The following is a 13,778-nucleotide window of genomic DNA, read 5'->3' on the forward strand; positions in this document are numbered from 1 at the left end:
AGTGTCAAAGATAGCCATTAAGAATATCGCGACAATGATGAATAAAACGCAGAGAAAAGATGTCGAGCAATAAATCAAAAAGGAACCAATAGATAAATTCTTTGGTTCCTAGCATTCTGTAAAATCAATTATTCAATATCATCTAACATGGAAGGAGGCGGAATAAAAAATAGCGTTCCTGTGATGGGCGTGCTGTATTTTAATAATTCATCCGTTGCACCATTATCTGTCCCACTAAACATGTTTTTCAACATACGATGGGTTGTCGAAAAATATCGTGCATAACCGATGAAATAAGTACCATATTCATTTTTAGAAGGATTAGAAAATGGCATATTCGCACGAACGATTTTGAGATCTTCGCCATTCTCATCTTGGATATTGGTCACAACGTTATGAGAGCTTGGTAATTTCTGCTGATCGGATAGCTCGACGTCATTAAACTTATGACGACCAATCACCTTTTCTTGCTCTTCTGTGGTGAGATTTTGCCACGCGGTCATATCGTGCATGTATTTCTGAACAAAAGCGTAGCTTCCACCGATAAAATCAGGGTCCTCTTCACCAATAACGGCATAATCAATACGCTCATCTTCCATTTCAGGGTTTTCAGTACCATCGACAAATCCAATGATAGAACGGCCATCCATATAGCGGAACCCATGAACTTCATCGACATATTCCACAAAATCACCGAGCTTTTGGCTGATAATAGAGGCTAATTCGTAGCAGGCTGAGACATTTAACGCTCTAATATGGAAGAAGATATCACCAGGGGTAGAAACGGCAGTGAAGTTTTTGCCTTTGATCTCTTTAAATGGACTGAGTTCTTTGGGAGTAGAGAGTTGAGGAAAAAGCGCTTGCCACGCTTGAGCGCCGAACCCCATAACACAGCTCGTTTCTAATTCGGGGAAGCGGGTTCTCATACTACGAATAAGACCTGAGAAATTATTACAAAATTCCACTAGCTCATCACGATACTTATCTTTATCCGTTATGTTAAAAACGAGAAAATAAGAGTTTTCACTGGGGGATTTTGTTACATCTTGATATTTCATGTGATTTATACTCTTTCTGCTGTTTTATTTACGTTAGGATACAACTTGGTGTACCGCTTTCATAATGCTTTTTAATATCAAAAAATAGGTTTTTGTTGTATTAACGGCGGCAGGGTAGGGATACAAGAGAACAACGTCGTCCAATTTTGCCGCGAATTTCTGAATTTAAATATGTGACTATTTATAATCAAAAACTCGCTAAGCTGGGGCATTGTATTAACACACCCTATTGATGGCTTTTTCATGATTTTAAAAATACAGAAAATCATTAAACAGGAGTCATTTCACTTTAGTGCTTCTTGTTCAAGGCATTCCAAAAACAAAGTTAATGATAATGACTTGTCAACATCAGGTGCAACCAGCGCTGCATATTGACTTCCAGTGACCTGAACTTGGAAAGGTGCTTGAAGTCTTTTTTTATTTAAATCATGCGAAAGTGTTGGAAGCCCTGCAATTCCAATACCTAAACCATCAATGACAGCTTGCATACTTAAATAGTTATGTTCAAAACGTTGAAATCTCAGCGGATATAAACTTTCTATGCCTGCTTCTTTCATCCATTTTTCCCATTCGCCTACTCGCGTATTTGAGGTCACAAATACGTGAGCGGTGAGGTCTTCCACCGTATTTAAACGGTGCTGAGCTAAGAGTGTTGGAGATGCAACCAACGTCAGTTTTTCTTCGAATAATGGTCGACGGTCAAAATAACGCCATTCAGGTTTTTCAAGGGCATCCCTGCGAATTAAAACATCAAATCCAGATAACCCTTTTGCTTCTGAGCTATGTGACGTCGATACTGAAATTTCGATATCAGGATGCTGAAGATAGAAATTGGGTAGGCGAGGGATCAACCAGTGCATCGCGATAGTTGTTTGGGCATTGACTCTGATGACTTTTGTATACTGAGTTTTGCCAAAACGTAGTGATGCATCACTAATGATGTCGAAGGCTGCACTAATTTCTGCCGCAAATGCCCGAGCATGTTCAGTTGCCACACTGCGCTGTCCCTGACGTTCAAATAGCGGTTGCCCAAGCCATTCTTCCAGTAACTTGGGTCTTTTCTTTTGGGTGATGATCCCTTTAAGAAGACACCAAAAAATAGTAAAAGGTCAATCTCCATAAAGCAGTTGGGATTTTGTGGTGGTATTGTCGGTTTATTAACGGGTTTAATGCTATCAACAGGTCCTGTGAGTGTGCCAATATTTACTGTGTATGGCTTGAGTCATGGGGCATTTATCGGAACCGAGGCGGCCAGTGCCCTTTTTTTATATTTAAGTAAGATTAGTACATTTAGCTATCAGGATTTCCTTCCCGTTCAAGTGGTACTTACAGGCGTATTTGTTGGTGGGGGAATTGTGCTTGGGACATTCTGTAGTAAGCCTTTTGTTCGCAGGTTATCAGGCGTTCATTTTTCTTTGTTGATTGATGTCATGCTGCTAGTAGCCGGTGCAGGGCTAGTGTTTAGTGCCTTTTTCCATAAATAATCTAAGCGCAAAGCAGGGCAATAATAATGTCAGCTATTATTTCTTTTAATCGACTAGAAATATTAGCCGCCCATTCTTTTTATAGGGATATGCGTAGATAATAAAAAAGCCCACCGTAGTGAGCTTTTTTATTCTTCTAGTGCACGTGCATTACATGTGCATTTCAAAGTCCATTCTGGGTCATGTTGCTGTCTGCTCAACTTTATTAACTTACTGTTTTTAAAGTTGTTGTCACATCACTGACAGTTAAAATTTGGGCTGGCGGAGTCTGAATTAAGGTTATATGGCATTGATTTTAAATCAATAAAATCCAATTCAACTTTTAGTTTGGGCCTATTGTTGGGCCTAAAGTTTATTTTACTGTTTTTTGTAATGTGGGCTAAAAAATAGATTGTTATTCTAACTCGATTGATTGGTGAAACGACCAATAAAATTTTGTAGGTTGTCTTGTATCATGAGCATACATGTTTGATTGTAGATTATGATACTCATTTAGTTCTAATTCATTACAAACTAGGATATTTGCCACCTTCATCAACTAAAAAGATTTGAGGCAGATACCAGCTATTGTTTTGCTTAACTAAATGATATTCATAAATCGGGGAATAATATAACTGTGTTACTTTGGTCGTAACAGTGGCAATATTTTCGGTAATTTCTGTAGCTATAATTTTTTCTTGTTCAGGATCATGAGATGATTCAGATCCAAAAGCAATAGGCTCTCCCTCAAAACCTGGTTTTTGTGTATTTTTTTAAAAGTTCATTCCAACTTTTTTGTGCCAGTAAAGTAGTATCTTTAGTTTCACGACTTTGGCTTTGCTGAAAGCTTTGGTCGTTCCAGATTTTGTAATCGTACTGAAAAGCAATTACGACTTGTTCTGGTGTATGAGCCTGTATGTCTCCAACCTTGAATATAGAGATGCTTAATAAAACTAGTAGTATCAGTTGTCGTTTCATTATTTCACTTACTATTACTATATTAACTGTTAGTTTCCCTAGCCACTTTCTTAATGTCAACAAATTAGCTGGTATAGCAGGGGGAAAAGTATGAGTTTTAATCGATTTTATTGCTTATTAATGGCATCAGCTAACTAGGTAAGCCAATTTATAGGCTGTATATCCTATCGGATTAGTACAGAATTAATATATTTATCTATAGTCTGCTATTATACAGGAGCTAAATTAGCTTTTAATTGAAAATAACGGGAAATGATACCTTTAGCACATTGGATTAAGGAACATTTTGATATTATTAAAATTATGGAGTAATTAATCGGTAATTTTGGAAATATTATATTCTAGTAAGCTAACTAAATTTATAGATATTCGTAACAGAGTAAATAGCTATTTACTGTTAGTGGTAATTTGATTTGGATAAAACACTCAATGTGGTCTTGTTGGAAAATATAATATTTTTAAATAAAAGGATATTTATGTATTTAGACAGACTAAACATTTTGCGATTTCGGTCTTGTAATGATGTATCTGTTAGTTTTTGCCCAGATTTAACTGTATTGGTTGGTGAAAATAATGGTGGAAAATCCAATGTCGTAGACGCAATCAGATTGCTTACTTTACCGTTGAGTGGACGCCGCGAACGATATCCAGAGGATGAGGATGTACGACGCTATTCGACAGTCCCAAGTTTTCAAATCGAAGGGGCTTTCCAAGGTCTAAGCGATACTCTCAAAGGTCTATTGATATCTGCAGTTCCCGACCCTACCAAGAGCGAGGCTACCTTCGGCTATCGATATGAATCGCGTTCTGAACATGCTCCCCGTGGTAAGACTACCGTATGGGCTGGACGTTTCGACACTAATGGACCAGAGCTTGGTTCTTCTGAGTTGATCAGACACGTTTATCTCCCTCCTTTAAGGGACGCACATCAGATGCTGGGTACTAGCAGCGGCACTAGAGTGATGGCATTGCTGCGTAATTTCTTGCCAAAAGAGCGGGAGCAGGATTTCCTCGCTGGTGTCAGGCGTGCGGATAATCGGCCTGAGATCTTAACTACAATCAATACGGATATCAGTGTTGCTCTCGGACTACTCACTAATGGAGTACGTCCGCAGATAGCAGCATTGGATTTTGGTAGCGAAACCTTACTCGATGTAGCTCGTGATTTGAGATTTCGTATGGCCGATACAGGTTTGATACCCGAAGATATTCGTTCTTCTGGTCTGGGGTACTCAAATTTACTCTACATGGCCACTGTTGTTGTAGAGCTGACTAAGGCCAAAGAGGCAGACCTCACGATTTTCCTTGTTGAAGAACCCGAAGCGCATTTGCATCCGCAATTACAGGTACTTGTGCTTGAGTTCCTCTTGGATCAAGCGCGCCAATCAGCATCACGTATCATTGAGCCAGGAAAGCCTGAAGGTCGCATCCAAATTGTTGTGACAACCCATTCCCCCAACTTGACAGCATTGGTTTCTCCACGTCACCTAGTGGTCATGCGTTCGCGGCATCGTGAACAAGACGGAATAGCCATCTCAGAATCAGTTAGTGTGCCCATTGCCGAAATAGGGCTAAAGCCAAAGACATTAGATAAAATTAGCCGATATCTTGACGTGACTCGTTCCGCTTTGCTGTTTGGTAACAGAGCTATCTTGGTGGAAGGGATCGCGGAAGCACTATTGTTGCCCGTGTTAGCACAAAAGCTTGTGCTAGCAGATGATTTAGATGGGTGGCTTAGGTTCAAGGGGGCTGTAATTGTGCCTATCGAAGGTGTGGACTTCCGTCCATATGTAGAGGTACTGCTACGGCCATATGGTGATGCACGTATTGCTGATCGGCTGATAGTGATCACTGATGCGGACCCAACCGTGTTAGGAAATAGGAAAGTTGATCTGGAAAATCTGGCTGCAACGCATGGAGCTCCAGATAGTCTGATCGTGCTAACCAATCAGCATACATTGGAGCACGAAATTTTTGTCGCTGGAAATGAAAGTTTCCTTAAAGGCGTGTTTCTTCGTTTGCATCGTAATTCACGTAGAGACTGGGAAGCGCAGATAGAGAGCATTCCAGAACAAGATCGTCCCAATGCATTTCTTAAATTAATTGGGGTGAAAAAAACTCGTAAAGGCGATTTGGCACAAGCTATAGCTTCGCGCATTGAGGCAGGTGAACCATTTGTTGTTCCGCCTTATCTCATTGACGCAATTCGTGGAGCTTCACGTATATGACTGGCATCCACAATCTAACCCCAGAGCAAGAGACATTTGCTTCTCACATTGGCGGAGCCTTCGTTAATGCTTGTCCTGGAGCTGGAAAAACGCGGACTATCATTGCTCGGCTAGCGAGGATCGCTGCTAAGTTGCCTTCTCGTCAGGGCATAGCGATACTTTCATTTACAAACTCCGCGGTAGACGAGTTCCGCGAACGATGCCAGGCTGCTGGGCTCGATACGCTTTTGAAATATCCTAGTTTCATGGGAACACTTGATGCTTTCGTCAGGCATTTCGTTATACTGCCAAGTTGTGCAGTATCGAGCCAAACTCGGCCGATTATCCTAGATAGTTGGGATACCCTTGGTGTAGAAATTCGTTTATTAGGTCAATTTGCCTTTCGAGGTGAATCGGTAAGCCTAGATTTGTTTGATCCAGAAACCAATATTATTGATCCTGATAGGATCGGACATGCAGGTTTGCAAAATCATGTACGTCAACATCAGATTCGATATCAACAAGCAGCAGCAAATCGGCGACGATCTTTGTTACAAGCTGGCTATATGAGTGCAGGGGACGCACGTGCTCAAACATTGCGGTTGATTAGAGATAATGTAATTAGTGAGCCACTTGCTCGCGCATTGGCATCACGTTTTCAAGAGGTTATGGTTGATGAAGGGCAAGATTGCAATCCACTCGATCTGCAAATACTGACATGGCTCAGAGCACATGGGGTAAATGTTACGTTCGTTTGTGATCCTGACCAAGCAATCTACGAATTTCGTAATGGTAATCCTCAAGGAATACAGACATTTAAGGATACATACCCTATTGAGTCGCATAAGGGCTTGACGGGGAATTTTCGTAGTAGTCCCGCAATTTGCCAGTTAGCAGCCACCCTAAGGCGAGAAGGTCAGGTTGATCGGTCGCTTGGTGAAAGTGCGAATGTTGACTATCCAATTTTACTTCTTACCTATGGTGGCCGGGGACCAACGGAAATTATTGGTCAGGCATTCCTTAGACGGATTACGGAACTGGGACTGGAGTCAACCAAGGCGATTATTTTGGCTCACTCAGGCAAAGTTGCGTTGCGGGCCGCTGGCGTCACCTCCAGCAATTCAACCGGAAACTCGCGAATTGAGTCGCTGGCTCGTAAAGTGGCAGAGTTCTGGTCGCCTGCCGCAACCCCAAGAACGAAGGAGAATGTAGTCCAGTCAGTCGAAATATTATTACTGGATTTAATGGGTATGCGTCAACCAGATGAGCATCTGATTAGAGCCATCGAACGTCTTGGTATGGACCGACGTGCTCATCGGAGATGTGCCCTAAGTTTTCTCATTAATCTTCCAAAAACGTGCAGAGATTCTGATGAAGAGCGGCTTGCCTGGATAGCCTCTGTTCATGCGGAACTGGAGAAGCTGCATCTGCCACTTCCTGCTGGGGTAAGCATACGTCGTTTCTTCCGACAGCCTCCGAATGCGCAATGGTCAAAGCATCTTCGAATGCCCGCTGCTCTCGGTTTCTCATGTGGCAACATACATGAAGTTAAAGGTCGTGAGTATGATGCAGTGTGCGTCGTAGTCCCTGCGAATCGAGCCCCTGAAAACAGAATTGAAGCACTCTTTGAGTCATGGGAAGCGCGAGTAGATGCTGAGGCAAAGCGCGTACTCTACGTTGGCCTCACCCGTGCTCGTAATTTTGTTGCTCTTGCGATACCAAACGCCTTTGCAGGGCGTTGCGTTGATCTGCTGGCCACAGGCCAAGTGCCCTACACAAGAGTGGATTTGTGAACCAGAAACCAATAGTTTTCATATTCTATTGATATAAATTAATTTTAAATGGATTTTTCACTATGTGGCATGATAACGAGACAACTGTCGATTATTTGAATTTTGGTGTTGTTGCTGACGCATGTGCAAGCCTGCTGAAGCAGGCTAATGGGGAACCTATTTCTATAGGAGTCTCTGGTGGCTGGGGAGCAGGCAAATCTTCTCTGGTGAAAATGATTGCATCACGCCTAGAGAGCTCTTCGGTTGAAGAGTCGTTGGTGGAAGAGAGAAATCAAGAAAAGCATTCCTTTGTCGTACTCACTTTCAATCCATGGCTATACCAGGATTTTGAGTCCGCCAGAAGTGCATTGCTACAAATTGTGGGGGACGAGATTGTTCGGCTTACAAGTGAAAATAAGACTATCACCGACAAAGTATCTGAACTGTGGCGAAGGATAAACCTTCTCCGAGTCGCTCAATTAAGTGGCGAAGCTGCATTGACTTTAACTACTGGCATTCCTATCGGTTCTCTTGGAAAAACCGTTTGTAAATTGGCTGGTTGGTTTACGTCAGATGACAAATCGAGCAATGAATCATCAGATACAGATAGTATCGAGCTAAGTACCAGCGGTCTTCTAAAACCGAGTGAGCCATTCTCGATGCCAGCCCATATTCAGGCCTTCAGGGATACTTTAGAGAGTATTCTCGAAGAGTTGAAAATTACGTTAGTAATATTTGTGGATGATTTAGACAGATGTTTGCCACAAACAGCAATTTCAACACTTGAATCAATTCGTTTATTACTATTTATTCGCTGTAGCGCTTTCGTTATTGCTGCAGATAATGATTTTATAAAAGCTGCAGTGAAGGTCCACTTTGATGGCGCAGGAATTACGGGCGATGTTGCAACTAACTATTTCGATAAATTAATACAGGTTCCACTCCATGTTCCTCGCCTTGGTTTGAATGAGGCGAAAGCGTATCTGGTGCTTTTGCTACTTGAGCGAGAGACCAACGCAGGCCATTTCAGTAAGGAAAGATTCAATCATGCTCTTAGCGTTATCCCTGAGAAGCTGCGTAATAGTTGGAAAGGTGAAACGATCAATCAAGAGTTTTTATATGAACTGGTAGAGCATGTAAATGCACTCAAAAGTTTAATGGATTTAGCCCAGGGGCTTGCGGCTCTTCTTCATAGTTCTTTAGCAGTAAACGCTAATCCCCGGCTAATGAAAAGATTTTTAAATACTGTTTATTTGCGTGACGCTCTTTCTGCGCCTCAGGGAATAACGTTAGATATAGCCGCACTGGCAAAATGGCATCTCCTTGAAAGGTGCGACGAAAGCCTTGCTGAGGAACTTGCTAGTCGTGTTCATTCGGATAATGACGGTAGGGTACAAGTTTTGGCGGATGCTGAAGCTGCTGCAGCGGGTCAGAATAGTTTACCTGAACCTTTCAAGAATACACCATTTACTCAGCAATGGCTCCAACTCCAGCCAGCTTTGGGAACCGAGGATCTACGCCCGCTTCTTCACCTCAGTCGTGACTCTGGAACTCGTGACTTCGGTGATGACAATATGACTCCTGACTCTAGAAAATTGAGAGACGCACTGAAAGTTGCAACTAATGGCCATGAATCCTTAGTTGAACTTATGAGGAAAATAGGACCTTCACAGACAGAGTTGGCGATGACTAAGGCCTGGCAGAGTAATAGTGCCTCACGTACCTGGAAGAGTAGCAAAGAAATTGTAATGCTGATTGAGTGCTGCAAGGTTTACACGGAAATTGGAAATAAAGCCGTCAGCTTGCTGGAACAGGCTCCACTGAAACTTATTGGCCCAGGTTTAATCCCAACTCTTGGTGCTCAGTCATGGGCACAGCAACTTTTAGAACGATGGAAAGATCTTAACGAATTACCAAAAACGACTAGGAATGCAATTGTGAACCTTGGGAGGAGGCGCTAATGGGAACATCAACTTCTAGTGGGGGAGGCCGCGCAGGTTCACCGTTTGATCCTGAATGGTTAAAACCTGAAAGTGACTCTACAACAGGTGGAGGAGATTCGCCTGATTCACCATCGGAGGAGAACGGTGGAAATGTAATTTCTGATGGTGCAATAGCACCAGAACGACGGTTTGGACCTGCTCGTTCGCTACTTGGGGGATATCTGCAAAATGGCAGCCACGATAATTTACGTGGTGCGACAAAAAGCATGGTCTCCAAAGGAATGGGGGGCGCGCGACGAGCTGCTGCTACTATGCGAGGTGTTGCCAGTGGTGTCGGTAGTCTTGGTGAGTTCCTGACGTCTGCTAGGGATGGAAACGACCAGCGAGTGATTGATTGGCTTACTCATGTTCGTCAAGAGAATCTTTCGGCAACAGATCTTACTCTTGAAATTTTGAAAGAGGTTATTCCTGGGACAGGAAGCGTTGATGACGAATCGCTCCGTAATGCTGGCGCGGAGGCTATGGCGCAACTTTATGAACTTTATCCTGACGTGGACATATTTAATCTCACGGATGCGCAAATAGCTGAAGTTATGGGGTTGACCATTGCGAATGAGATTTGTAATCGAATAGATCTCCAGCTTGGACAGACTTACGAAAAATTAAAATATGATCCTTTATTAATTCAGGAACGGCGTTCTGATATTCGCGAGTGGGTCGGTGCTGAGGTTAGAGTGGTATTGGAAAAACAAACTACAAAAAATACAGAACCGAAAAGCTTGGCTCAGTCTATTCTCTTGTCTGCCCTAGAGGTATTTTCAGAATGATTAAAGTTATGTGTGCTAAAGCAGAACTGATTCCAGCGCAGGTTCCTTCTGATGAGCGAGTATTCTCCTATTTTAAAGGCGCTAAGCGTGCAGGTATTGGTACAATTGCGAATCGATGGCATGGTGCATTAAAACGGGGTGGGTTTCGACCTTCAATAGAGATTTGGGATTTTGTGCAGTTTTGCCTCGCGGTATGTAGCGCGGACCTATCAAGCCCTAGAAGAACAAGTGCAGATGGCTGGACCCGGAATATTCAGCTTACGGTTGGATTGTGCAATCCAGATAAGTGGCTACCGCTAAAATCCGATCTTGAAGATATGCTAAAAGTTTTAACTGGTGATTATTGGTTATTAAATTTCAATAATGCAGGCATGGAACCTCCTCAAGGAGATGGCGCTTTTCTCACTAATGATTGCGTATCTTTATTATCCGGAGGGCTGGATAGTCTAATAGGTGGAATTGATTTGGTGGCTAAGGGGCGAAAACCACTATTTGTTTCTCAACTCGCACATAAAGATTCTGAGCGACAAAGGGCATACGCATCCATGCTGATGGGAAATGGTTCACATTATCAATGGAGTCATGGCATCAGTTTCAAAGGATCGCGCGAGCCTTCGACACGTGGTCGCTCATTAGCTTTTTATGCATTTGCATTACTTGCCTCAACGAAAATAAACTTACCAAAACCAACAATATTTATTCCCGAAAATGGAGTGATCTCCATAAATCCTCCTTTGGTCCCAGGGCGCATATCCAGTTTGAGTACTCGTACAACTCATCCTATGTTTATCAATATGTTGCAAAAAGTTCTGGATAATTTGGGCATCCATGTGCAGCTTGAGTTGCCGTACCGTTTCAAAACTAAGGGCGAAATGATGCGGCAATGTCTTGACCAAGATCTTTTGCAAAAATGGGCTGCTGATTCTACGAGTTGTGGCCGTTTTCGAACCTATAATCGTCAGCACTGTGGACGTTGTGTTCCTTGCTTGATCCGTCGGGCTGCATTTATTGCATGGAAACCTGAGGGGGATACTACGTCTTACCGCTTTGAATCTGTTGTTGGTAGTGACAAGTCTAGTGCGCCAGATGATCCTATGGCTGTAGCACTTGCCATCCTTGATGTAAGGAAGAGAGGGCTTGATAGATTTCTTGGTGGCTCGTTGGTTTTTGCACCGATTAACGAGCGTCCCATGTACCGTAGAGTTTTGCAAGAAGGTATAAAAGAGTTAGAAACTGTACTCATTCAGGATAAATTGCTTTGATTGATTTTCACTGTCATGTTGATTTGTATCCCGAGGCTAGAAATGTTTATGCTGGTACGATTAAGCGTAATGTTTTCACTTGGTTAGTTACTACGAGCCCAAAGGCTTTTCAGGCTACAGGTCATGTTTTAGAAAAACATGAATCTGTAATGATCAGTCCTGGACTTCATCCTGAAATTGTCGCTGATCGTTTCCATGAATTGGAAATGCTTCTCGAGTTGATTCAAAACGTGGATGCTGTAGGTGAGATTGGATTGGATGGTTCAAAACGATATTTCACCAGTTACGCGATGCAACGTCGAGTGTTTTCCGAGGTGGTCAGGAAGTGCCACGATGTTGGGGGACGAGCAATGAGCATTCACTCAAGGCAAGCCGTTCCTGATGTGCTGGCTACCTTAAAAGCGTTCCCCTCTCATGGAATTCCTATTTTACATTGGTTCACTGGAAGTGTTACGGAGTTGAGGAATGCTTCAGCACAGGGATGCTGGTTCAGTATTGGTCCGGCTGCTTTCAACTCTGCCGCTGGGAAAGCTCTTGCTACTAAGCTCCCTAAAGACAGGGTTGTACCAGAGAGCGACGGGCCATTTGCTCAATTCAAAAATCGAACGGTGATGCCATGGGATTTCAATATTACAGTCAGGTTGCTGGGCGAGGCATGGTCAATGCCTGAAAATGATGTAAAGCTACAAATGCTAAGTAATACAAAAGCGTTGCTTGAGCTCATGGGAAAAAATGGAATTGTTCTTGATTTTTAAATAAAGCAGTATTTTTCGTGATTTTTCCAATTAAGGAGCTATAAACATTGATCATTTTTTATCATGTAGATATGGACAAGCAATTACGTTCGGAATGATAATCGAGCTATCAGCATAGACTACCTCGATGTTTGGTAAGGTGTATTGGGAACACTAGGATTGAATAAAACAGTCTCTGCAAAGCGTACCTTCTCAAACTTCACTGCTAAGTAGCTCAGTCTATAGGGCGTTTTGGTTAGAAGTATTCAGAATCGATCATCCTGAATTAAAAATATAATATTGTGAGTTTTAAGCCGCTGCCGATAAAACATTTAGCAGTAATGGGCGAGTTGGTAGCTCAAAGCTAACAAGACTTTATTAGATGAGGAGCAATAAATCTAGTAGAGATATTCTGTCGAACAAAATTATTGTTTTATTATTGATGAAGGTATTATATCTTTCCCACTTTAAAAGTGGGAAAAACAAAAATGGCAGATCATTCAATCTGCCAATCGTTACTTTGATAGATAGCTAAAAAACTATTATTTTTCCCCAGCCACCGACATCTTTGCCAACTCAGGATTATTGGCCTCAAAGATCGATAGCGGTAACTCAACCTTACGCCCATTCTGATCTTCCACGGCTTTAACCACTTGAAACTCAGCGACGTCCTCACAAGGTATTTCCAATCCAGCAAACGTAACACGAGTAGCGCTAGAATCGCCAAAGGCTTCCACTTCCAGTATCGTATCCCCTAATGCTTTTCCTTGCCTATCTTTCATTCGCAGCGTGAGTTCGAGTGCGCCAAATTCGGCGTGGTTTAACACCATATGGTTACCGCCATTATCGAGAGTAAATGAGTAACCACAGTAACCTTGGTTAATAAAGTTTGAGCTCGTATGTGTGATGCTCGCATAACGCTGTTGTTCTTCAGCCAAGCTAAATGTACTAACTGCCAATAAACTCATCGCAAAGATGCTCTTTATCTTATTCATTACGTTACCTTTAGTTATCTTGTATCGTCCTCACTACCGCCATTGACGGCAGCGAGAATATAGATTTATTGTTGGTAGGCTTGAAATCCGCCTTTAGTACGGTCCTTTTCTTTCCAGCGTGGTCGATTCTTGCCTGAAAACTCTTTTTGCATACTCCAATACCCAATGGGGTAACGAGCTACAATCGTCCCGCCAACACCAATATCGACCGAAGAGTACTGACCATTATTAATGGTTCCTTTTTGGACGTAGGCGTTAGGGCTACAAGTGCCCGTATCGCGTTGTTGCCAGTTTCCGGCAGTTCTTGCCACGATATAAAAATCACCAAATGCGCAACCTGAGGCAGATTTATGATTCAGTACCGCAACATAATGTTTGGTTGAGCCCACAATCCTACAGCTACTGTTTTGGCCCCCACACACTTGCCATAAGGTTTTACCGCCATCGCCTTTATATTCCCAGATGGTATTTTTAGGGGGCTGGCTGGCGGCAGAGGCGGGTAATGTTATCAACCACAGTGAGGCTAATGCAGCCACAAC

At 42.6% G+C, this 13,778-nt stretch carries 11 protein-coding genes; 7 read left to right on the top strand and 4 right to left on the bottom strand.

The window, feature by feature from the left end:
- Nucleotides 1–128: 128 nt before the first annotated feature.
- Nucleotides 129–1,058, bottom strand: coding sequence for a Dyp-type peroxidase (locus tag PR799_RS06205; protein ID WP_272521491.1), 930 nt, complete (start codon nucleotides 1,056–1,058; stop codon nucleotides 129–131).
- A 284-nt stretch (nucleotides 1,059–1,342) separates the two neighbouring features.
- A complete protein-coding gene (locus PR799_RS06210) occupies nucleotides 1,343–2,053 on the bottom strand; it encodes a LysR substrate-binding domain-containing protein (RefSeq protein WP_272521492.1) in 711 nt (236 codons plus the stop codon).
- A 69-nt stretch (nucleotides 2,054–2,122) separates the two neighbouring features.
- Here PR799_RS06210 and PR799_RS06215 point away from each other — a divergent pair, with 69 nt between their 5' ends.
- From PR799_RS06215 to qatD, 7 genes are all read left to right on the top strand, one after another.
- Nucleotides 2,123–2,542, top strand: a complete 420-nt coding sequence (locus PR799_RS06215; protein WP_272521493.1) for a sulfite exporter TauE/SafE family protein — start codon at nucleotides 2,123–2,125, stop codon at nucleotides 2,540–2,542.
- Nucleotides 2,543–3,912: 1,370 nt separating this feature from the next.
- Nucleotides 3,913–5,727, top strand: coding sequence for an ATP-dependent nuclease (locus PR799_RS06220; RefSeq protein ID WP_272521494.1), 1,815 nt, complete (start codon nucleotides 3,913–3,915; stop codon nucleotides 5,725–5,727).
- Nucleotides 5,724–7,499, top strand: a complete 1,776-nt coding sequence (locus PR799_RS06225) for a UvrD-helicase domain-containing protein (RefSeq protein ID WP_272521495.1) — start codon at nucleotides 5,724–5,726, stop codon at nucleotides 7,497–7,499. Before PR799_RS06220 ends, PR799_RS06225 begins: the two co-directional genes overlap by 4 nt.
- Nucleotides 7,500–7,561: 62 nt before the next feature.
- Entirely contained in the window at nucleotides 7,562–9,439 is a 1,878-nt protein-coding gene (locus PR799_RS06230; RefSeq protein WP_196565739.1) for a KAP family P-loop NTPase fold protein, read from the top strand.
- Nucleotides 9,439–10,248, top strand: coding sequence for a hypothetical protein (locus PR799_RS06235; protein WP_008916302.1), 810 nt, complete (start codon nucleotides 9,439–9,441; stop codon nucleotides 10,246–10,248). Before PR799_RS06230 ends, PR799_RS06235 begins: the two co-directional genes overlap by 1 nt.
- Nucleotides 10,245–11,510: a Qat anti-phage system QueC-like protein QatC gene (gene qatC / locus PR799_RS06240; RefSeq protein WP_272521496.1), complete on the top strand. Its 1,266-nt coding sequence runs from the start codon at nucleotides 10,245–10,247 to the stop codon at nucleotides 11,508–11,510. The genes PR799_RS06235 and qatC overlap by 4 nt, the downstream gene beginning before the upstream one ends.
- Nucleotides 11,507–12,265: a Qat anti-phage system TatD family nuclease QatD gene (gene qatD, locus PR799_RS06245; protein WP_272521497.1), complete on the top strand. Its 759-nt coding sequence runs from the start codon at nucleotides 11,507–11,509 to the stop codon at nucleotides 12,263–12,265. Before qatC ends, qatD begins: the two co-directional genes overlap by 4 nt.
- 521 nt (nucleotides 12,266–12,786) lie before the next feature.
- Here qatD and PR799_RS06250 read toward each other — a convergent pair.
- Together PR799_RS06250 and PR799_RS06255 are read right to left on the bottom strand one after the other, a co-directional pair.
- Nucleotides 12,787–13,239 (bottom strand): IrmA family protein, encoded by a 453-nt coding sequence (locus PR799_RS06250; protein ID WP_196565741.1) that lies wholly within the window; start codon nucleotides 13,237–13,239, stop codon nucleotides 12,787–12,789.
- Nucleotides 13,240–13,304: 65 nt separating this feature from the next.
- Nucleotides 13,305–13,775, bottom strand: a complete 471-nt coding sequence (locus PR799_RS06255; protein WP_272521503.1) for a hypothetical protein — start codon at nucleotides 13,773–13,775, stop codon at nucleotides 13,305–13,307.
- Nucleotides 13,776–13,778 lie beyond the last annotated feature (3 nt).

Origin of the sequence: Providencia sp. PROV202, assembly GCF_028479565.1 — a bacterium.
In the GTDB taxonomy this organism is placed as follows: domain Bacteria; phylum Pseudomonadota; class Gammaproteobacteria; order Enterobacterales; family Enterobacteriaceae; genus Providencia; species Providencia zhijiangensis.

Bases quoted from the DNA above. Each gene is read 5' to 3' on its own strand.
- qatC (WP_272521496.1), top strand. From the start codon at position 10,245: ATGATTAAAGTTATGTGTGCTAAAGCAGAACTGATTCCAGCGCAGGTT.
- PR799_RS06205 (WP_272521491.1), bottom strand. From the start codon at position 1,058: ATGAAATATCAAGATGTAACAAAATCCCCCAGTGAAAACTCTTATTTT.
- PR799_RS06230 (WP_196565739.1), top strand. From the start codon at position 7,562: ATGTGGCATGATAACGAGACAACTGTCGATTATTTGAATTTTGGTGTT.
- PR799_RS06225 (WP_272521495.1), top strand. From the start codon at position 5,724: ATGACTGGCATCCACAATCTAACCCCAGAGCAAGAGACATTTGCTTCT.
- PR799_RS06235 (WP_008916302.1), top strand. From the start codon at position 9,439: ATGGGAACATCAACTTCTAGTGGGGGAGGCCGCGCAGGTTCACCGTTT.
- PR799_RS06250 (WP_196565741.1), bottom strand. From the start codon at position 13,239: ATGAATAAGATAAAGAGCATCTTTGCGATGAGTTTATTGGCAGTTAGT.